This is a genomic window from Algirhabdus cladophorae, from assembly GCF_044772865.1.
GTDB lineage: Bacteria > Pseudomonadota > Alphaproteobacteria > Rhodobacterales > Rhodobacteraceae > Algirhabdus > Algirhabdus cladophorae.
On the sequence record NZ_CP173029.1, the window covers coordinates 1,953,655 to 1,972,142 of the forward strand.

Annotated in this window: 20 protein-coding genes and 2 tRNA genes; 10 read left to right on the top strand and 12 right to left on the bottom strand. The window is 55.7% G+C overall.

Translation table 11 applies throughout. The features are described 5' to 3' along the window. Positions 1-4 precede the first annotated feature (4 nt). Genes hisD through ACIRQ6_RS09525 form a run of 4 tightly spaced genes read right to left on the bottom strand, consistent with a single transcriptional unit; the run spans position 5 to position 3,255 of the window. Positions 5-1,312 carry a histidinol dehydrogenase gene (hisD, locus tag ACIRQ6_RS09510; RefSeq protein ID WP_420860349.1) on the bottom strand — a complete coding sequence of 436 codons (1,308 nt, stop codon included), beginning with the start codon at positions 1,310-1,312 and terminating at the stop codon, positions 5-7. A gap of 6 nt (positions 1,313-1,318) precedes the next feature. Next, positions 1,319-1,801: a DUF2948 family protein gene (locus ACIRQ6_RS09515; protein ID WP_420860350.1), complete on the bottom strand. Its 483-nt coding sequence runs from the start codon at positions 1,799-1,801 to the stop codon at positions 1,319-1,321. After that, positions 1,798-3,066: a UDP-N-acetylglucosamine 1-carboxyvinyltransferase gene (gene murA, locus ACIRQ6_RS09520; protein WP_420860351.1), complete on the bottom strand. Its 1,269-nt coding sequence runs from the start codon at positions 3,064-3,066 to the stop codon at positions 1,798-1,800. The genes ACIRQ6_RS09515 and murA overlap by 4 nt, the downstream gene beginning before the upstream one ends. Before the next feature lie 6 nt (positions 3,067-3,072). Continuing rightward, a complete protein-coding gene (locus tag ACIRQ6_RS09525) occupies positions 3,073-3,255 on the bottom strand; it encodes a hypothetical protein (RefSeq protein WP_420860352.1) in 183 nt (60 codons plus the stop codon). 83 nt (positions 3,256-3,338) lie between these two features. On the opposite strand from ACIRQ6_RS09525, the gene ACIRQ6_RS09530 reads away from it, so the two are divergent. The 3 genes from ACIRQ6_RS09530 to ACIRQ6_RS09540 all read left to right on the top strand — a co-directional run bounded on the left by ACIRQ6_RS09530 (position 3,339) and on the right by ACIRQ6_RS09540 (position 6,063). Next, positions 3,339-3,414, top strand: a tRNA-Thr gene (locus ACIRQ6_RS09530). Between the two features lie 115 nt (positions 3,415-3,529). Further along, positions 3,530-4,066: a GrpB family protein gene (locus tag ACIRQ6_RS09535; protein ID WP_420860353.1), complete on the top strand. Its 537-nt coding sequence runs from the start codon at positions 3,530-3,532 to the stop codon at positions 4,064-4,066. A gap of 236 nt (positions 4,067-4,302) precedes the next feature. Then, on the top strand, positions 4,303-6,063 hold the full coding sequence (locus ACIRQ6_RS09540; RefSeq protein WP_420860354.1) for an ABC transporter ATP-binding protein: 1,761 nt from the start codon (positions 4,303-4,305) through the stop codon (positions 6,061-6,063). 16 nt (positions 6,064-6,079) lie between these two features. Here the strand turns inward: ACIRQ6_RS09540 and ACIRQ6_RS09545 are convergent, their stop codons facing one another. Continuing rightward, positions 6,080-9,328, bottom strand: coding sequence for a chemotaxis protein CheB (locus ACIRQ6_RS09545; protein WP_420860355.1), 3,249 nt, complete (start codon positions 9,326-9,328; stop codon positions 6,080-6,082). A 193-nt stretch (positions 9,329-9,521) separates the two neighbouring features. On the opposite strand from ACIRQ6_RS09545, the gene ACIRQ6_RS09550 reads away from it, so the two are divergent. The 3 genes from ACIRQ6_RS09550 (at position 9,522) to hisH (ending at position 11,569) form a co-directional block, all read left to right on the top strand. Then, on the top strand, positions 9,522-10,208 hold the full coding sequence (locus ACIRQ6_RS09550) for a hypothetical protein (RefSeq protein WP_420860356.1): 687 nt from the start codon (positions 9,522-9,524) through the stop codon (positions 10,206-10,208). A 132-nt stretch (positions 10,209-10,340) separates the two neighbouring features. Then, the gene (gene hisB / locus ACIRQ6_RS09555; RefSeq protein WP_420860357.1) at positions 10,341-10,928 is read left to right on the top strand and encodes an imidazoleglycerol-phosphate dehydratase HisB; all 588 of its coding nucleotides are present in this window, start codon (positions 10,341-10,343) and stop codon (positions 10,926-10,928) included. Continuing rightward, a complete protein-coding gene (gene hisH / locus ACIRQ6_RS09560) occupies positions 10,925-11,569 on the top strand; it encodes an imidazole glycerol phosphate synthase subunit HisH (protein WP_420860358.1) in 645 nt (214 codons plus the stop codon). Before hisB ends, hisH begins: the two co-directional genes overlap by 4 nt. Positions 11,570-11,573: 4 nt before the next feature. Here the strand turns inward: hisH and ACIRQ6_RS09565 are convergent, their stop codons facing one another. After that, positions 11,574-11,957: a DUF2147 domain-containing protein gene (locus ACIRQ6_RS09565; protein WP_420860359.1), complete on the bottom strand. Its 384-nt coding sequence runs from the start codon at positions 11,955-11,957 to the stop codon at positions 11,574-11,576. A gap of 135 nt (positions 11,958-12,092) precedes the next feature. Here ACIRQ6_RS09565 and hisA point away from each other — a divergent pair, with 135 nt between their 5' ends. The 3 genes from hisA (at position 12,093) to ACIRQ6_RS09580 (ending at position 13,939) form a co-directional block, all read left to right on the top strand. Continuing rightward, positions 12,093-12,812: a 1-(5-phosphoribosyl)-5-[(5-phosphoribosylamino)methylideneamino]imidazole-4-carboxamide isomerase gene (hisA, locus tag ACIRQ6_RS09570; protein ID WP_420860360.1), complete on the top strand. Its 720-nt coding sequence runs from the start codon at positions 12,093-12,095 to the stop codon at positions 12,810-12,812. A gap of 63 nt (positions 12,813-12,875) precedes the next feature. Then, the gene (hisF, locus tag ACIRQ6_RS09575) at positions 12,876-13,637 is read left to right on the top strand and encodes an imidazole glycerol phosphate synthase subunit HisF (RefSeq protein ID WP_420860361.1); all 762 of its coding nucleotides are present in this window, start codon (positions 12,876-12,878) and stop codon (positions 13,635-13,637) included. Then, positions 13,634-13,939, top strand: coding sequence for a phosphoribosyl-ATP diphosphatase (locus tag ACIRQ6_RS09580; RefSeq protein WP_420860362.1), 306 nt, complete (start codon positions 13,634-13,636; stop codon positions 13,937-13,939). The genes hisF and ACIRQ6_RS09580 overlap by 4 nt, the downstream gene beginning before the upstream one ends. Here ACIRQ6_RS09580 and ACIRQ6_RS09585 read toward each other — a convergent pair. From ACIRQ6_RS09585 to rlmB, 4 genes are all read right to left on the bottom strand, one after another. Beyond that, the gene (locus ACIRQ6_RS09585) at positions 13,936-14,403 is read right to left on the bottom strand and encodes a CoA-binding protein (RefSeq protein ID WP_420860363.1); all 468 of its coding nucleotides are present in this window, start codon (positions 14,401-14,403) and stop codon (positions 13,936-13,938) included. The two genes, ACIRQ6_RS09580 and ACIRQ6_RS09585, sit on opposite strands and share 4 nt — an antisense overlap. A gap of 196 nt (positions 14,404-14,599) precedes the next feature. After that, complete coding sequence (locus ACIRQ6_RS09590) at positions 14,600-15,055, bottom strand: YHS domain-containing (seleno)protein (protein WP_420860364.1); 456 nt, start codon at positions 15,053-15,055, stop codon at positions 14,600-14,602. 114 nt (positions 15,056-15,169) lie between these two features. Beyond that, positions 15,170-15,502: a hypothetical protein gene (locus ACIRQ6_RS09595; RefSeq protein ID WP_420860365.1), complete on the bottom strand. Its 333-nt coding sequence runs from the start codon at positions 15,500-15,502 to the stop codon at positions 15,170-15,172. Positions 15,503-15,514: 12 nt separating this feature from the next. Then, positions 15,515-16,291 (bottom strand): 23S rRNA (guanosine(2251)-2'-O)-methyltransferase RlmB, encoded by a 777-nt coding sequence (gene rlmB / locus ACIRQ6_RS09600; RefSeq protein WP_420860366.1) that lies wholly within the window; start codon positions 16,289-16,291, stop codon positions 15,515-15,517. A gap of 155 nt (positions 16,292-16,446) precedes the next feature. On the opposite strand from rlmB, the gene ACIRQ6_RS09605 reads away from it, so the two are divergent. Next, positions 16,447-16,530: transfer RNA gene (locus tag ACIRQ6_RS09605), tRNA-Tyr, on the top strand. Between the two features lie 89 nt (positions 16,531-16,619). Here the strand turns inward: ACIRQ6_RS09605 and ACIRQ6_RS09610 are convergent. Both ACIRQ6_RS09610 and ACIRQ6_RS09615 read right to left on the bottom strand, forming a co-directional pair. Beyond that, positions 16,620-17,639, bottom strand: a complete 1,020-nt coding sequence (locus ACIRQ6_RS09610; protein ID WP_420860367.1) for an AbrB family transcriptional regulator — start codon at positions 17,637-17,639, stop codon at positions 16,620-16,622. Further along, on the bottom strand, positions 17,636-18,280 hold the full coding sequence (locus ACIRQ6_RS09615; RefSeq protein WP_420860368.1) for a GntR family transcriptional regulator: 645 nt from the start codon (positions 18,278-18,280) through the stop codon (positions 17,636-17,638). The genes ACIRQ6_RS09610 and ACIRQ6_RS09615 overlap by 4 nt, the downstream gene beginning before the upstream one ends. Between the last annotated feature and the right edge of the window lie 208 nt (positions 18,281-18,488).

An 18,488-nucleotide genomic window follows, 5' to 3' on the forward strand; every position in this document is an offset into this window, starting at 1 on the left:
AGGCTCACCCCTCTTCGTTCAACCGATCCAGACGTGCGCGCACGCTCAGGCCGTGGGCCTGTAGGCTTTCAGATATGGCCAGCCGTTCAGCGGCGGGGCCGATCCTCTTCAGAGCCTCGGGGGTCATTTGTGCCAGCGTTGTGCGCTTCATAAAGTCCAAGACCGACAGGCCAGAACTAAAGCGCGCAGATCGTGCCGTGGGCAACACGTGGTTCGGGCCGCCAATGTAGTCGCCGATGGCCTCGGGCGTCCACGCACCAAGGAATATCGCACCAGCGTGAGTGATCTTTTGCGACAGGGCCACGGGATCGGCGACGCAAAGCTCGAGGTGTTCTGGCGCAATACGATCTGACAGCGCTGCAGCCTCATCCAAGGATCCAACAGTCACCACGGCCCCGTAATCACGCCAACTGGGACCTGCGATGGCACGGCGTTCCAGTGTTTCGAGCTGCGTGTCCACGGACGCAGCTACAGCACGCCCGAAGTCTGCGTCATCCGTGATCAAAATGCTCTGGGCGCTTTCATCGTGCTCGGCTTGCGACAGCAAATCTGTGGCGATCCAGTCAGGATCATTGTCCTTGTCGGCGATCACCAAAATCTCGGACGGGCCTGCGATCATATCGATGCCAACCTTGCCAAAAACACGACGCTTGGCTGCCGCGACAAAGGCATTGCCCGGCCCAGTGATCTTGTCCACCGGGGGGATCGTTTCAGTACCGTAGGCCAAGGCCGCCACGGCCTGCGCGCCACCGATGCGGTAGATCTCATCAACACCGGCAATTCGCGCGGCCAGCAAAACCAGCGGATTACAAATGCCATCAGGTGTGGGCACCACAATCGCCAAGCGCGGCACACCAGCGACTTTGGCTGGTATCGCGTTCATGAGGACCGAACTAGGGTAGCTGGCCAATCCGCCCGGCACATAAAGCCCGGCGGCTGAAACAGGTCCCCAGCGCCACCCAAGGGTCGCGCCCGCGTCGTCTGTCCAGCTTTCATCCTGCGGCAATTGCCGTTCGTGATAGGCCCGAATACGCGTAGCCGCCAATTCCAAAGCCGCGTGATCCTCGGCACTAACTTTGGAAATTTCCCTATCAATTTCAGCAGCAGAAAATGCCAGAGCATCCGCCGTGAGATCCAACCGATCAAACTTGGCCGTCAAATCCAGTACGGCCTGATCACCGCGGGTGCGCACATCGGAAATAATCTGAGCGACGACAGCGTCTACATCCGGGCTGTCCTCGCGTTTGGCCGTCAACAGGGCCGCAAACGCCGCTTCAAAATCAGCGTCGCTGGAATTCAGAAATACGGGCATAGGTATTTAGTCCTCGGGATGGGAAGGTGCGGCCTTTGAAGGGGCAATATAGGGCCGTGTGACGTCTTTCAACTGGGCCTCCAGCGTCTCGACCTCCAGTGCGATATCTGCATCCCCAGCCAGATTAATCACAACGCGTCCCATACCATCCTCGGCAGGCTCCCATTTGAGATCCAGAACCGAATAAACCATGTCGCTGTCAGACCGGTCCACCCCGGTACTGGAGACTTTCAGGACGTCCTCAAACACCAACAGCGCCTGCACCCGTTCAAAGTCCCGACCACGGGCAGCGGCAGCATCACGATCCTCCCAGCGAAACCGGTTGACCAACAGGGCAAAGCGACGCTGTGCGGCTTGCCAGCGGATTTCGGTTATTGGAAAAACAGCGTCTTGGGTCAGGGTGGCGATGATTTGCAAATCATCCGCATCCCGCGCCATCAGTCGCAGCGGCTTTTCCGCTCCATCCTCAAAAGTTGCGTCTTGGCTCACGCGGATACCCGTTCAATTTTTGCGCCAACCGCGCCCAGCTTACGTTCTACATGCTCATAGCCGCGATCAAGGTGATAGACCCGGTTCACAACGGTTTCACCTTCTGCAGCAAGCCCTGCAAGGATCAAGGACACCGAGGCGCGCAAATCCGTAGCCATAACTGGCGCCCCCTTCATCCGGTCCACGCCTGTGACTGTGGCCGTGCCGCCTGCCACATCGATATTGGCCCCCATACGGATCAATTCGGGTGCATGCATAAAGCGGTTCTCGAATATCTTTTCTTCCAACACCGATGTGCCGTCGGCAATGCACAACATCGCCATCATTTGCGCCTGCAAATCCGTGGGGAAGCCCGGGAAAGGCTCGGTTGTGACATCAACCGCCCGCACGCCGGTGCTGGAGCGTTTTACGGTCAAACCACGTGCATTTTCCGACACGTCAAGTCCGGCCAGATGCAGCTTTTCGACAAATGCGCCGACCAAATCCAAACGCCCACCAAGGCACGTGACTTCGCCACCCGTAAAGGCCGGGGCCAGCATATATGTGCCCAGTTCGATGCGGTCGGTGACCACACGGTGGGTGGCCGCGCCAAGGCGGTCAACGCCCTGCACCGTGATGGTCGAGGTGCCGTCGCCGTCGATTTGCGCACCCATAGCCCGCAAGCAATCAGCCAAATCAACGATTTCAGGCTCGCGCGCTGCGTTGTTGATCACTGTGGTACCTTTGGCCAGCGTCGCGGCCATCAGGATGTTCTCAGTGGCACCAACAGAGGCGAAATCGAAGTTGACAGTCCCCCCCTTGAGGCCACCTGCTGCCTTGGCATGGACATAGCCATCCTTGAGTTCCAGTTCAGCGCCCATCGCCTCCAGACCTTTGAGGTGCAGATCCACAGGGCGCGCGCCGATGGCACAGCCCCCGGGCAGCGAAACCACAGCATGGCCATCGCGGGCCAACATCGGCCCCAGTACAAGGATTGACGCGCGCATCTTACGCACGATGTCATAGTCCGCCGTGTGGTTGTTGATGTCATGGCTCGACATGACCAACACTTTGCCGTCTTGCATCGATGTGACTTCGGTGCCGAGGCTTTCCAGCAAATCCGTCGAGGTCTTGATATCCGACAGCCTTGGGGCGTTGGTCAGGGTCAGCGGCTCTTCTGATAACAGCGTGGCGGGCATAAGCGTCAAACACGCGTTTTTGGCCCCGGCAATCGGGATATCCCCGCTCAACGGACCCGCGCCGCCTGTCACAACTATCGAATCCATGGCCTGTTATCCTTTGTTTTTATCTGTTTGGGGTCCTGCAGTCGGATCTGCATGAGACGCCGTTTTTCCTGTGCCCCGCGCCCGCGCTTGCTGCTTGCGGCGCGCCAAATTCGACTTCAGCGCGGCTTTCAGCCGTGCCTCGCGTTCCGTGGCCGCCTTGGCGCCGGTTTTAGGGGTGTTACTGCTCATGGGGTGTGTTTAGCCCAGTCGGCCAAAAGGGTCCAGATTGCGCTTGCACCAATTCCCATTTGAAGCTAATCACCGCCGCACATGCCGGGGTAGCTCAGTGGTAGTAGCGCGTCATTGGTAATGACGAGGTCGAGAGTTCAATTCTCTCTCCCGGCACCAGCCTCCACTTTCGATTAAAATGAACGGTCCGCAGGTTATTTTAAATCGCTTCGTTGTCGCTTTAGTGCCTATTCACGCCATTGCGCCACTTTCGTGATTGCTCCACTTTGACCCTATGCCCATCACAGTCTCTTCTCATGATCCGAACTGGAAAGTCGCCTTCGACACAGAAGTGCGGCACATAAAGGCGGCGTTGGCACCCACAGTTATAGACCTTGAGCACATTGGCAGCACCTCAATCGAGGCCATCTACGCAAAACCGATCATCGATCTGCTGGGATCTGTGAGGGACTTGCACGCCTTGGACACACACGCCAGCCAAATGGAAGGCCTCGGCTACGAGGTCATGGGGGCCTTCGGGATCGCAGGTCGCCGCTACTTTCGCAAAACCACAGCACAGGGGATCCGCACCTACCATCTGCATGTCTTTGCCCAAGGGTCCGAGCAGATCACGCGGCATTTGGCCTTTCGGGACTATCTTCGCGCGCGCCCCCGCGTCGCAAAGGCCTATTCAGACCTAAAACGTCGCCTCGCGGATGATCCTGCCACCACATGGGATAGCTATATGGAAGCCAAGGACCCGTTCATCAAAACCACCGAAGCCGAAGCGCTGCAGTGGTATGCTGACAAAGCGGCCCAGGTCAGGAAATAGTGACCTTGGGGTCTGCGTGGATTTTCGCCCACCCCAATCATTACCCCCTCGCAACCTGTTCGCCCACCTCCTATATGCACCCGATGCAGGACCGCCACGGTTCGCCGCACTCGGCACTGTGACGCGGCGGGGTCACTGGACCTGCCCCAGCCACCGCGCTAGAGGTGGCGCAATCTTTGACCAACCTGCGCAGGCAGGCTGAACGAAAAGGCAAATACATGGCAACATCCGGCGTAATGTCTGCCGCGGAAACGCGGGTTTATGGAAAGCGATTGCTCAAAGAAGCGATGCCGCCGCGCTGGAAGCTGTATCTGCTGTCGGTCGTGTGCATGTTGGGCGTGGCGGGGTTCACCTCGGCTTTGGCCTATTCCACCCGCTTGATTGTAAACGATGTTTTTGTCGCTGAAGACACGTCAGCGGCCTACTACGTGGCAGCTTTGGTTGTTGGTGTGTCATTGGGCAAAAGCTTTTTTGGCTACGTCAATTCGATCATTTCAGCGATGTTCAATCGGTCGATTGTGTCATCTTATCAAAAGCTGCTGTTTCGCAAACTGCTGGCCAAGGACGTGCGTCAGTTTGCGGGCAAACACGCAGCCATGCAAATGTCGCAGGTCAAACTGTTCGGTGAGGCCTGTGGCAAGACCGTCGTAGGCGCCACCAATAAGCTGTTCTTGGATATTATGGTTCTGTTGGGCCTCTTGGCGGTTATGCTGTTACAGGACCCGCTGATGACGCTGCTCAGCGCTGTTATCTTTCCGTTGATCTTCTTTATCGTCTCGACCCTGTCGAACCGTGTGCGCGGCGCGGCGGGGGCTGAAACTGAACTGACCGGGGCTTATTTTGCCGTGGGGGCTGAAGCCTTTGAAGGCATCAAAACCGTCAAAAGCTACGGGTTGGAAAAGAAATCGATCTCAAAGTTCGAAGAGGCGGTGACCGCCCTTGAAACACGGCTGTTGGGAATCGTCAAAATCACATCCGCTACGGTGCCTTTGATGGAACTGTTGGGCGGGATCGTTATCGGGGTTTTCGTGGTTTATGCTGCGTGGCAAACCATCACAAATGGCAAAACTCCCGGCGAATTTACAGCCTTTATCACTGCGTTCTTAATGGCTTACCAGCCTGCAGAACGGATCTCAAAAACCTGGGTCGAGCTGCAAAAAAGTCTGGTCCACGTGGGCCGCATGTTCGAGCTGTTTGATGAACCGTCCGATCAGCGCAAAGACGGCACAAAAACATTGCACGACGTGTCCCCTGCTCTTGCATTTAATGACGTCAGCTTTTTCTACAACCAGAAATCCAAAGCCCTCGACGGGATCGATTTCAGGCTTGAGGCTGGCGATTGGGTGGCTGTTGTGGGCCAATCAGGTGCAGGGAAATCGACACTGATTGACCTTGTACAACGCTTTTATGACCCACAAGAAGGCTGCATTGAAATCGGCGGCACAGACCTGCGGGATCTGCACCACCAAGCACTGCGCGACAATATCGCTTTGATTTCACAGGATGTGTTTTTATTTGATGGCACGATTGCGGAAAACATTCGCGATGGTAATCCCGAGGCCACGGATGAAGAGGTCCAAAAGGCAGCGCTGAACGCACAACTGGGTGACTTCCTAGAGACATTGCCAAACGGTTTGGACACAGCCGTAGGGCCAAATGGCAAAGGCCTGTCAGGCGGCCAAAAACAGCGTGTCGGCATTGCCCGCGCTTTGGCAAAAAAGGCCAAGATCTATATCTTTGATGAGGCAACCAGCGCCCTAGACGGCGAAAACGAGCGCAAAATTCTGGAAACCTTGGTGCGGGAAATGGCCGACACCACGATCCTGTTCGTCACCCACCGTCCGTCCACGCTGGATTATGTCAACAAAGTCTTGCTGTTGGAAAAGGGTCATATGACCGCCCTAGAAAGCCCCGGAGTCATGCGCGCCACCAACACCCATTACAGAGCGCTGTTTCACAACGAAGACGCCCCACAGGACGCGCAAACCAGCGCGTAGTGGCCCAAGATAAAACCTAAACCTGACGTTCCTGCAAAAGCCCCAAAATGCGGATCACTTGGCCTTTGTCATTGCTGACAGCAACGCCATGGGATTTGATCGGCACTTCGGATCCATCGCGCCGGATAATCGTAGCGTCTAACTCGAACTCGCCGCCATCTTCCAAAACCTTTTCAAAGGCTTTGGTCACCATCTTGCTGTCTTTACCTGGCTTGTAAAAGTCCAATGCACTCTCAACCTCCGGATCGTAAAGGTCAGGGTTCAGCCCGTGGATATCAAACACCCCCGGGGACCAATAAAGCACCTTGGTTCCAACGGTATAATTCCAGTGCCCGATCCCGGATTTTTCCTGCAACAGCTCGCTTTGCTGCAATTGCAGCGCCAGTTCATTGCGGGCCTCAACAATCTCGGTCACATCCGTGCCCAATGAGAAGATCGAGATCTCGTCAATGGCATTGTTATGGTAGGCAAAGGTGTTGTTTGACACCCAAATCGGATCGCCCCCGCCTTTTGGGGTGACCTGTTCTGTCTCTCGCAGAACCTGATCGGGATGCGAGATCAGATATTGGTCCTTTTGCATCACGATGTCTGCTTCTTCTTGGGTCATCAACTGGCTCAGGGTTTTGCCCTCGGCCTCGTGACGGCTCACATTCATTGCTTTGGCGGCCTCTTTGGAGATCCGCAAAATAGTCCCCTCTTTGGTGCGATTGTTCATCAAGAACGGCGACTTTTCGAGGATCAATTCCATGTCCCGCGCCAGTTCAGGGAATTCCATCACCACAATCGTGACCCCCAATAATCGCCCGCGCGTGTCGAAAAACGGCGAACAATTGATTTTGAAACTGGAGCCCAGCGAGACGAACTCTTTGGTGCTGGCATGGCCGATTTGCAGCGCCTCATTGCAGATGGGCCCAAGCGATGGGAACCCTTCGGGCAACGCGCACTGGCTGATGTGGGGCCGCGACAAGGGCAATGGCAGTTTGAACAATTTGATCGCGGAATGGGTGGCTTGATTGACCTGCAAGGCGCTGTCGACCACCAAAATAGCCGCAGGCGCACTTTCCAAAACCGACACCAATTCGCTGGTGCGTTCTGCAAGTTCCGTAGAATTAACCTGTAATTCTTCGTTGACTGTGATCAGTTCCTCGTTGGTGGATTGCAGTTCTTCGTTTGAGGTTTCCAGTTCTTCGTTGGTCGCCTGCAATTCCTCGTTGGTCGATTGCAGCTCTTCGTTGAGCGACTGCAATTCCTCATTCGAGGTTTCCAATTCTTCGATGGTTTGCTGTAGCGCCTCGCGCGTGGTCGCCACCTCGGCCTCGAGGGTCTGGATCCGATCATGGGCGATTTCCGAGACTTCGGTCGTTTCCCCCACCGGCAGAGTGTTGACGTCCGCAGGGGCGATATCAATCGGCGAAAACACCACCAGAGCCGCGCGTTCGTTAATCCCTTTGGCATAGATGGGATAGACGTCCAAACGAACCTCGCGGTCGTCTTCTTTTGACAACAAATGCCGCACGCCCGATCGCATTGTACTGCGCTTGAGCGCAAGGGTGATCAAACTGCGCGCCTCCTCCCGCAAGGGGGATCGCAACAGGTTGATTTGCAGCCGTAAATTGCTGGTCGCACTCAGTTCAATATATTTCGAGATATCGCCATAGACCTGAATGATCGAATAGTCATCCGCCACCAGAATCGAATTTTCGCCCAGAGAGGTCGCCAAGGCATCAAAAAGCTGCCTTTCAGAGGACGGGCCTTTGATCTCGGGCCGCTCTACGGTGCGGAATTTCTTGGGCGCAGTGAAGGAATTGGACTGGATCCGCGTGGCCACAAAGTCGCGTTTGTTGAGCGTACGCTTTTGATAGATCCGACTGGCGCTTTCGCTGCGTTGGGCAAACAGATCGTCTGAGCCCGCCACACTTTCGGCAGTGCCCAAAAACAGCAGCGATGTTGACTTCATTGAATAATGGAACCGCGACATAACCTTCTGCTGCAGACTATTGCCAAAGTAAATCAACAGGTTGCGGCATGAAATTAAATCAACGTTTTGGAATGGCGGATCCTGACACAGGTTGTGTTCTGAAAACAGGATCGCGCTGCGCAGCATCTCGATCACGCGCACACCGTCGCCGTGACGCACAAAGTACTTTTCCGCAAGTGGCTTGGGCACATCACTTAAGGCCGAGGCATTATAGATCCCGCTGCGCGCCATTTGGATCGCGGCGCTGTCAATGTCCGTGGCAAAGATCTGCACTTGGTTCTTAAGCAAAACCTCCGGTCCGCCCAATTCTTCGGCCAGCAACATGGCCACCGAATAGGCCTCTTCCCCTGTTGCACAGCCCGGCACCCAAACGCGCAGGCGGCCGAATTTATTCTTTTCCAGCAACTCCGGAAGACATTCGCGCAAATCATCAAATTCCGTGCCATCGCGGAAAAACCGCGTCACCGAAATCAGCAAATCCTTGAACAGCGCATCTACCGCATGGGGGTTACGCCGACAAAATGCCGTGTATTCCTCTTGGGTGTCGATGCCCAAGGCCACCATGCGCCGTTCGATGCGCCGTTGGATCGTCGACTGCTTGTATTCGCGGAAATCCACGCGCGTGCGGGCCAGCAAAATCTGGAGCAGATCGTCCACAGGGGCCAAATCCACATCATCCTTGCGAAACGCCCTAAAATCACGGGGGCTCGACAGGATTTTTTCCAAATGCTTACCGATATCCATTGGACGCAGAATCAAATCAACGCAGCCGGTCTCAACCGCAGAAGTTGGCATGCCGTCATATTTTGCACTGCTGTCGTCTTGGGCAATGGTGATGCCCCCTGCTTCGCGGATCGCCTGTACGCCATAGGCCCCATCGGACCCCGTCCCAGACAAAATAATGGCCATGGAATTTGGGCCGTAATCCTCGGCCAGCGAAATCAAAAAGCGATCTACCGAGGGTTTTGGTGACGCGATTTCAGGCGATGGGTCTTCCAGCCGCAACCGCCCGCCTTTGACCACCACATCGGTCTTGGGTGGGGTGACATAGATTGTGTTGGCCTCGGGTTCGATTCCGTCGGACACATCCTTAACGGATAGTTTAGATTCTCGCCCTACCAATGCGGTCATGAGGCTTTTGTGATGCGGCGACATGTGCTGGACGATCACGTAGGACACGTCGACGTCCGTGGGCAATGTTCCCACCAATTCGCGGATCGCCTCTAATCCACCAGCGGATGAGCCGATTCCAACGATCATTGTCTTAGGGTCTGTTTTATTAGCCATTTTCACCGCATCCCACAACCACAGCGGTATTATAGGGTGAAGTGGCAAGCGTCACAATACTGCATTACAGACCAAAAAGACGCAGCGACACAAAACAACAGAGCGCGTTAAATTGCCAAAATCTCAGCTAAGTTAACGGCATCTTAACGTTTATTGGGTTACCTTAAGATCAGCGACGGAGGGCAGTGTGTAAATGACCAATGTAACCAAGTTTCCAACCAGCAGTCAGCGGTTCATCATGACCTTACAGATCGACCTGGACAATGTGGTCCATGTTCGTTCGGCTGAAATTCTAGGTGCTGAATTCCGGAACCGCGTTACATTCAACACCAAAACCCGCATTGAAGAAGTCCTTGATCATGGCCTTGCCGCTGAACTTTCGCAAAGTGTGCGCAGGCTGGAAAAATCTAAAGAAGTGCTGTCCCTGCCCGATTTTCAATATGATACCCAAGGTATCTCGTTGGCAGGCATTCACCTCATTTCGTCCGCTTTGTCCGACGGGTCGCGTCAAATTATTTGCCGATTTAAGCACTTTATGGGCAACTTGTTTTCCATCGTGCGCAGCGAGATCGGCTTTATCCCGCAATGCGTCGATTACCGCGATAAACTCGCCTCCGAGGCATTGACCGATATCGCGATGCCCTTGTTTAATCTGGCCAAAGCTCTGGAAACCGATGTGATGACGGCCGATGGCAGCAAGATGGCGCACCGTGAATTGACCCGGCTGCACGACTTGTCAACGGAACTGGCGTTCTATTCGGAAATGCTCAAACGCTTTATCGACAACTCCTTGCGGCCCAGCAGCCTTCCTGCGCCAGACAACATTACCGATATCATGTTGCCCAAAGGCTTTGAAAAGCTCACTGCGATTGGCGAATAGCCAAACGCACCCCTCCCCCCAATCACCGACCGTGACTTGATTGCGACGCAGGCCGTTCTTTGCGGCTTTGCGACCTTGGCCCCTGCCCGGTTTTTGATATAAGCGCCCCGACAGCCAAAAGGGGCCAATGCCATGCGCCATGCCACCATCGCTCGCAAAACTGCGGAAACCGATATCCAGATCGACTTGGCCCTTGATGGGACAGGCAGTTATGACAATCAAACCGGCGTCGGTTTTTTTGATCACATGCTTGATCAATTGGCGCGCCACGCGCTGTTGGATCTGAAAATTCGCGCCACTGGCGATTTGCACATTGATGATCACCACACCGTTGAGGACGTGGGTATCGCACTGGGTCAGGCCCTGTCCCAAGCTATGGGCGACAAGCGCGGCATGACCCGCTACGGCAGTTGCCACCTTGCGATGGATGATGCCCAGGTACGCACGGCGCTGGATCTGTCCGGCCGCCCTTACCTGATCTGCAATCTGAACCTGCAAACCCAGAAAATCGGCACATTCGACACGGAATTGGTGCGCGAGTTTTTTCAGGCGTTCAGCACCCATGGCGGTATAACGTTACACATCGACACACTGCACGGTTTTAACAGCCACCACATTGTAGAGGCTGCGTTTAAATCCGTGGCCCGGGCCTTGCGTGATGCGCTGGAAATTGATCCGCGCAAATCAGACGCGATCCCATCAACAAAGGGCAGCCTGTGAGCCAACTGACAGTTCTGATCGACTACGACAGCGGCAACCTTCATTCGGCGGAAAAAGCCTTTCAACGCATGGCATCCGAGGCGGACGCCGGCACAGTTGTTGTGACCAGTGATGCCGATGTTGTGGCAAACGCCGACCGGATCGTGCTGCCCGGCGATGGCGCGTTTCCGGCCTGCAAAGCTGCCCTCATGGCCAAAGATGGCCTCTATGACGCGCTCATCGAGGCGGTCGAGGTCAAGGCGCGGCCCTTCCTTGGCATCTGTATTGGCATGCAAATGATGGCAAGCGTGGGCCGCGAATACACTGATACAGACGGGTTTGACTGGATTGATGGCGCGGTGGTCCCGATCACGCCGCAAGACCCAAGTTTTAAAGTGCCGCACATGGGCTGGAACGACTTGATCATCGACGCGGCCCACCCCGTCACCCAAGGCATCGACACCGGCGATCACGTCTATTTCGTGCACAGCTATCACATGCAGGTTCGCGATCCCGCCACGCGACTGGCCCATGTGGATTATGCAGGCGACATCACAGCAATCGTTGGCGAAGGCACCAAAATCGGTATGCAGTTCCACCCAGAAAAAAGCCAGAGCACAGGGCTCCGGCTCATCTCGAACTTCTTACAATGGATGCCGTGAGGGTTTAGTTCACGCGGCTCCATGTTTGCTTTTTGCAAATCGGGCCAACACAGCCGGACACTTTCAGCGAATTACCCGACAGCGACATCTTGGACTTGTAGATCTTGCCTGTGGACGGCTGCCATATTTTGCCACCGTTATACGATCCGCTGCCTTTGGCATTCATGTCCCAAACCAACTTTTTACCAACGTTTTCCGAGGCAATCGGACCGCTTGCATCAAAGGCTTTGTGGATCACACCACAGATCGAACTGCCACAGGTGCTCATCTTGATATGGGCATAAGCGCCGTCATCAACTTCGGTCTTCCATGTTCCCAAAACCGGATCCGCCAAGGCAGCGCCTGCTGCGAAAATCAGACCAGCGGCCAGCATCATTGTACGTTTCATGAGTGTATTCCTCCCTAGAACGCATTCATCTTGCGCAATTTCGCCCTTGGGGATCAAGTCTAACGTCAGGTCGCTTTACATTTTCGGCACCTCCATGCCAAAAGCTGGTCAAACGCCACGCCCCAAGGAAATCCAATGATCCTTTTCCCTGCAATCGACCTCAAAGACGGTCAAGCCGTGCGCCTGTTCAAAGGCGACATGGAACAAACCACGGTCTTTAACGACAACCCTGCTGCTCAGGCGATGGAGTTTGTGAATGCAGGGTGCGAATGGCTGCATTTGGTCGATCTGAACGGAGCGTTTGCAGGCGAGCCGGTCAATGCAGCACCCGTCGAGGCAATTTTGGACTCCACCAAGACCCCTGCGCAATTGGGCGGCGGCATCCGCGACATGGCCACGATCGAACGTTGGCTGGACAAAGGGTTGGCCCGGGTCATTCTGGGCACCGTTGCGGTCGAAAACCCCGATCTGGTTCGCGAAGCCGCCCGTGCCTTTCCGGCCCAAGTGGCCGTGGGCCTCGATGCGCGCGACGGTCGCGTGGCCACCCGTGGCTGGGCTGAAGAGACTGATATGATGGTGACCGACCTTGCCAAATCCTTTGAGGACGCAGGCGTCGCGGCCATCATCTACACGGACATCAACCGTGACGGCGCAATGCAGGGTCCAAACACCCCTGCCACAGCCGATCTGGCCCGCGCCGTTGATATTCCAGTGATTGCGTCAGGTGGCGTCAGTTCCATGGCTGATCTGCGCGCGCTCAAAGAAACAGGGGTCATTCATGGCGCTATCTCGGGACGCGCCCTTTATGACGGCGCTATTGATCTGGGCCAAGCGTTGAAAATGCTTGCTGACTAACGCACGGTTTTTGCGTAGACACCGCCACACAACAGTCCTTCATTTCTGATCAGGCCCCTGCCCATGCTCAAGACCCGCATCATCCCTTGCCTCGACGTGGCTGAAGGCCGCGTGGTCAAAGGCGTGAATTTCGTTGATCTGATCGACGCTGGCGATCCCGTTGAATCCGCGCGTGCCTATGATGCGGCTGGCGCGGATGAATTGTGCTTTCTCGATATCATGGCCACCCATGAAAATCGTGGCACATTGTACGAGCTGGCCCGGCGCACAGCCGAGCAGTGCTTTATGCCCCTTACCGTCGGCGGCGGTGTGCGCACCCATGAGGACGTGCGCAAATTGCTGCTGGCCGGTGCAGATAAGGTCAGTTTCAACTCTGCCGCAGTGGCCAATCCAGATGTTGTGGCCGAGGCCGCGAACCGCTTTGGCAGCCAGTGCATTGTCGTGGCCATTGATGCCAAAACCGTCAGCCCAGGCAAATGGGAGATTTTCACCCATGGCGGTCGCAAAGGCACAGGCATCGACGCCGTAGAATTTGCCAAAACCGTTGTGGCCAAAGGGGCGGGTGAAATTCTGCTGACCTCCATGGACCGGGATGGCACCCGTGCAGGCTTTAACCTGCCCCTGACCCGCGCCATTTCAGACGCAGTCCCGGTCCCGGTCATCGCCTCTGGCGGCGTTGGCAATTTGGACCATTTGGTCGAAGGTGTAACAGAAAGCGGCGCCAGTGCCGTGCTTGCCGCGTCGATCTTTCACTTTGGGGACTACACAATTGCCGAGGCTAAGGAACACATGGCCGCAGCAGGTATTCCAATGAGGCTCTCATGACCCTAGATGATCTGGCCGCAACCATTGCGGCGCGCAAAACGGCCGACCCTGACAGCAGCTGGACCGCAAAGTTGCTCTCTAAGGGCCCAGAAAAATGCGCCGAAAAATTTGGCGAAGAGGCTGTGGAAGCAATCATCGAAGCGGTGAAAGGCGACCGCGCGGGCCTCACCTCAGAAGCCGCCGATGTGCTCTATCATTTGCTGGTGATGTTGGCGGCGCGTGACGTTGATTTGGCCGATGTGATGGCAGAACTGCAATCGCGTCAGGGCACCTCTGGCATTGCCGAAAAAGCCGCGCGTTAAAGCCGTGAGCTGATCACACCAGTGTTAAACCCAGCCATGCGCAATTCCCCAAACAGGCGCTGATACTCGATCTTTGGGCAGCGATTTTGCACCACTGTGATCCCGCGCGCCTCGGCTTTGGCTGCAGCCTCGGTATGCTGCACACCAATTTGCATCCAAATCACGTCAAGTTTGGGAAAACAGGCCAGCGCCTCGTCCACAATGCCCGGAACGGCATCTGATCCGCGAAAGATATCCACCATATCCACGGGCTGAGTAATCTGCGACAGGCTGGCAACCACTTGCTGGCCAAACAGTTCCTGCCCGGCCACACCCGGGTTCACAGGGATCACCGTAAACCCCTTCAAAGACAGGTATCGGGCCACATAATAGCTGGGGCGTACCGGATTGGCCGAGGCCCCAACAACCGCTACAGTTTTCACCCGCGTCAGGATATCGCGCAAAAAAGGATCAGAATAAACCATGGCCCCCTCCTATCGCTCTGAGCCGGCCATACAACAAAAAAAGCGCCCGAACCAAAAGGCCGGGCGCAGTTATGGAACGAGGGACAGTGTCGTCAAACGCAAATGTTCCACGTTTGCGTTCATGAAACAAAGATAGGGTCTCCTGTGCTTCAAACCAGAGGATGTAAGATTCTTGTGAACAAGCCGTTAACAATCCCTACGAATTTAACACATTGGGCCAGTTGGCGTCGGCTTTGGTAATATTTCCCGGAATATCGCGGCTCCAGATGCCGCGCACAGTGCGATTGTAGTTCAAATAAAGCTTGCCCTCATGAACCGTCCAGGCATTGGGCGATGTACTGGCAGTGCCACCTTTCGAGACGGCGTAGGCGCAATATCCACCATATTGAGGCGCATATTTCGCAGGATCACTGTCAAAAAGTGCTTTGTTGTCTGCATTGGCAAACCGGAACGTCGCCCCGTCCAGCATGCTGGTGTGTTCGGCCACGCCTTCAACCGGCGCACTTTGGGTAAAATAGGCCACTGGATCATAGCCGTTGATTGCTACGCCGTCTGTTGCATAGATTTTTGGGGTCATCGCAAAGGCAGGCAAAGCGTAGGCCGCCACAGGGCTGGCAGCAAGAAAACTCAGGAATTGGCGGCGGGTTGTCATGGGGTGCTCCATCAGGTTGGTGTATCGTTGCACACAACATGGCCGATCCGTTCAAATTCAGATAGTATCTGCACGAAACTGTGAGAGCTGTTTCAAGACAGCGCCACACTCGGTTTAGTCAAAAATATCCTCTACCGCATCCCAAGCCTCTTCCATCAACCAACGACCCAAACCCTTCTTTTTCTTCGGTTTCTTCTTGGACTTTTTCGGCTTGTCCCACTTATATCCTTTGATCGGTTTAGCAGGTTTTTGGGTGATCCGGCTGGGCTTGACCAACCCACGATGGCCGGCATCGGCTTGTTTGATCTGCGATTTTGGTAACATTTTGAGGTCATGCAAAGGCGCGCCACAATTGCTACAGGCCAATTCGTGCTGCACGCTTCCGCCCAATGTCAGCGCAGATCTGGCCCCGCAATAGCAACAGGTGGCAATCTTTGTGGCAGGCATAGGCGGCTCCGATCAGGGTTTGGACGCATATAAGCTCACTGCGGCTGCATTCGAGACGTTGAGCGATCCAAACCCGCCCGCTGCGTCAATTCGCACCAGATAATCCACTGTATCTTTGGTTTTGGCCCGCAAACCGGGGCCTTCCGCGCCCATGACCAAGGCAATGGGATAGCTGCGCTTGCCCTCTACGGCCTCTTCGATGGTCATCTCTGCCTCACCGTCCAAGCCCAAAACCACATAGCCCATCTTTTGCAAGGCCACGATACTGTCGGACAGATTGCGCAACCGCAGATAGGGCTGACGCTCTAGGGCCCCCGAGGCGGTTTTCGCCAGTGCCCCTGTCTCCGGCGCACTGTGGCGCTGGGTCCCGATTACGGCGCGGGCACCAAACACCTCAGCGGACCGCAAAATCGCTCCCACATTATGCGGATCCGTCACTTGATCCAACAAAACAACACGCGGCGCTTGCCCGTCTTTGGCCATACAGACCTCATCAAGCGGCCCCCAGTCCAACGGCTTGACCTCCAACGCCGCCCCCTGATGCACCGATTGGGCATCCAGTGGGGCTGCAAATTTGCGCGGATCCGATATTTCAGGCTCCATCCCACTGGCCGCAATAGCCTCTGCCAAACGATCAGCCGCATTTTTGGTCACAACCAACCGCAACCGAACCCGCGCCGGGTTCAACAAAGCATCGCGCACCGCATGAATGCCAAACAACCACACCGTGGCCGCCGCCGACGCGCGCTTGGCCTGCTCTTTTTCCACAACCCACTTTGGCTTTTTCATCGCAATTTCCTTTTCGCTTCCCGCCTAAACCAGCAAGCCCAACAAAACCACCCCAGTTTCTTTTTTCCAAAAATACTCAAAAACCAAAGATCAGCAAAAAGCATCACATTTGCATATTGACGCACCCGCAACGCCCATGTATCCGAACCGCCAGTGGGCGACAGGCCGCAAGGTGTGGCAGGGGACTGTAACTCCCTCGCGGAGACGCACGCCTGGTTCGATTCCAGGGTCGCCCACCATCGCTTCGTTTTCAAAAACGGGACGGTCCACAGATGCATCGCCGATGCACCAAGACCTACCCCCCGCCATAAAAAAAACCAGCAAGCCTCTACTTCCCAGACATGATCCTCGCAAAAATCGGCGCTCCGAGGATAACGATCAACATCCGCAAGACGTGATGCGCAATCACAAACGCCATGTCAGCCCCCACAATCAGGGCCAAAACAGTCATTTCCGCCTGCCCGCCCGGGGCAAAGGCCAGCAGCGCCTCCATGCCTTTGGCCAGTCCCAGCCCATAGATCGCTTCGACAAACACCACGGTCAGCAGCATCAAAATGACGCAAAAGCCCAATCCTGCCACCACATCCCGCCGGACCTCAGCCATGGTGGTGCCAGCATATTTCGACCCCACTGTCATCCCGATGAAAAACTGCGCCATCCAAATTGCCTCGGCCGGGGGGCGGTGCTGCAAGATGCCCGCAAGAGACAGTATCGCCGTAAGGATCATAGGCCCCAAGATGGAGGCGCCAAACAAGCCAACCCGCTTGGCCAATTGCCAGCCTGCAAGGGCGCAGAAGACCATCAACGCCATCTGACTGATCGGCAGAGTTGCGGCAGGCACACCGGGTGGCCTGCTCAGATCCGCTTGCCAGATCGTGGTCAACAAAAGCGGCAAAGCCACCACAATAACCAAAACCCGTGTGGCGTGGATCAGCGACAGGGTACGTACATTGGCCCCGGCCTCCTCGCCGAACACAATCATATCCTGCAACCCACCAGGCATCGTGGCATAGTAGGCCGTTGGAAAATCATAGCCCCAGACCCGTTGGAAATAGGGTACGCCCAGCAGCCCAATACAGGCCACCATCACCGGCACCATAAGTAAGGTGGCCCAAAGATCCGCCATGCTGACCACCAAAGCTGTGGTGAATGTCGCCCCCACCGCCACGCCCAAAATGGTGCGCATAGCGTCGTTCACTGGTTTGATGCCCTTTAAAGGCGCGCCACATAGGGCCGCAATCAGGCAGGCCGCCATGGGGCCTAGCAACCATGGCAACGGCAGGCCAAGGATCCAAAAGGCAGCCACACCCGATAGCGCGATGGCAAAGGTCATCGCCACACGGATCATTCGCGCAACACCTTCAAACGGTGCCGCAGGGAGGTTTGCAAATGCTCTTCTGCCGCAGCCCCCGCAGCTGCGCTATCGCGGGCGCGCAGGGCCTTTAGGATAAGATCGTGCTGGGCAGTCACGGTTTGGATACGCGCCTCGTCCGCCAAAGTGGTCGGCCCCAACAGCATCAACGCATTATTGAGCGAGCGCGCCGCATGACCCAAAAACCGATTGCGCGTGGCAAGGTACAAACACCGGTGAAAGTTTTGGTTCAATCCAGCGGCCACACTGGGATCCGACGTGGCAGCTATGTCCGCATTCAAATCCGTCATTTCGTCAATTTCAGCCGCCGTCGCATGCTGGGCGGCCAATTGTGCCGCCGTCCGTTCCAAAACCACGCGGGTTTCATATAACTCGACCACTTCACCATACCCCAACCTGCGCACGACCGCACCAAGACGGGGTTTGTGTTCGACAATGCCATCGGCCTCTAGCGCGCGCAGTGCCTCGCGGATCGGCGTACGCGACAGGGCAAAATCCTGCGACAGCTCCACTTCGCGCAACCGATCCCCCGGCTGCAAATCGCCACTGCGCAACGCCGCAATCAAACGATCATAGGCCAATCCGCCGTGGGGGATGGCATCACTGCTTTTGGGCATCGGGCGATCCCTCATTCCGATGTGAAGTATTGTATCCAAGCGTATACACTTTTGCCCAAAAAACGACAACGCAAAAGAGGTCGCGATCGCAACCATCAAGGTCGCACCCAAAAGAAATCACTCAGAACCCATGGTTTTTGCGAATTTCAAGGAAAATGCAATTTATTTGGGCGTTTTTGCTCGACTGTTAAGCCCCTAATAAACATTG

Coding starts and splice junctions, on each gene's coding strand:
- hisB (WP_420860357.1), top strand. CDS start 10,341: ATGCGCCATGCCACCATCGCTCGCAAAACTGCGGAAACCGATATCCAG.
- ACIRQ6_RS09565 (WP_420860359.1), bottom strand. CDS start 11,957: ATGAAACGTACAATGATGCTGGCCGCTGGTCTGATTTTCGCAGCAGGC.
- hisA (WP_420860360.1), top strand. CDS start 12,093: ATGATCCTTTTCCCTGCAATCGACCTCAAAGACGGTCAAGCCGTGCGC.
- ACIRQ6_RS09525 (WP_420860352.1), bottom strand. CDS start 3,255: ATGAGCAGTAACACCCCTAAAACCGGCGCCAAGGCGGCCACGGAACGC.
- ACIRQ6_RS09610 (WP_420860367.1), bottom strand. CDS start 17,639: ATGATCCGTGTGGCGATGACCTTTGCCATCGCGCTATCGGGTGTGGCT.
- ACIRQ6_RS09615 (WP_420860368.1), bottom strand. CDS start 18,280: ATGCCCAAAAGCAGTGATGCCATCCCCCACGGCGGATTGGCCTATGAT.
- ACIRQ6_RS09595 (WP_420860365.1), bottom strand. CDS start 15,502: ATGCCTGCCACAAAGATTGCCACCTGTTGCTATTGCGGGGCCAGATCT.
- rlmB (WP_420860366.1), bottom strand. CDS start 16,291: ATGAAAAAGCCAAAGTGGGTTGTGGAAAAAGAGCAGGCCAAGCGCGCG.
- ACIRQ6_RS09535 (WP_420860353.1), top strand. CDS start 3,530: ATGCCCATCACAGTCTCTTCTCATGATCCGAACTGGAAAGTCGCCTTC.
- hisF (WP_420860361.1), top strand. CDS start 12,876: ATGCTCAAGACCCGCATCATCCCTTGCCTCGACGTGGCTGAAGGCCGC.
- ACIRQ6_RS09550 (WP_420860356.1), top strand. CDS start 9,522: ATGACCAATGTAACCAAGTTTCCAACCAGCAGTCAGCGGTTCATCATG.
- murA (WP_420860351.1), bottom strand. CDS start 3,066: ATGGATTCGATAGTTGTGACAGGCGGCGCGGGTCCGTTGAGCGGGGAT.
- ACIRQ6_RS09540 (WP_420860354.1), top strand. CDS start 4,303: ATGTCTGCCGCGGAAACGCGGGTTTATGGAAAGCGATTGCTCAAAGAA.
- ACIRQ6_RS09580 (WP_420860362.1), top strand. CDS start 13,634: ATGACCCTAGATGATCTGGCCGCAACCATTGCGGCGCGCAAAACGGCC.
- ACIRQ6_RS09545 (WP_420860355.1), bottom strand. CDS start 9,328: ATGGCTAATAAAACAGACCCTAAGACAATGATCGTTGGAATCGGCTCA.
- hisD (WP_420860349.1), bottom strand. CDS start 1,312: ATGCCCGTATTTCTGAATTCCAGCGACGCTGATTTTGAAGCGGCGTTT.
- ACIRQ6_RS09585 (WP_420860363.1), bottom strand. CDS start 14,403: ATGGTTTATTCTGATCCTTTTTTGCGCGATATCCTGACGCGGGTGAAA.
- ACIRQ6_RS09590 (WP_420860364.1), bottom strand. CDS start 15,055: ATGACAACCCGCCGCCAATTCCTGAGTTTTCTTGCTGCCAGCCCTGTG.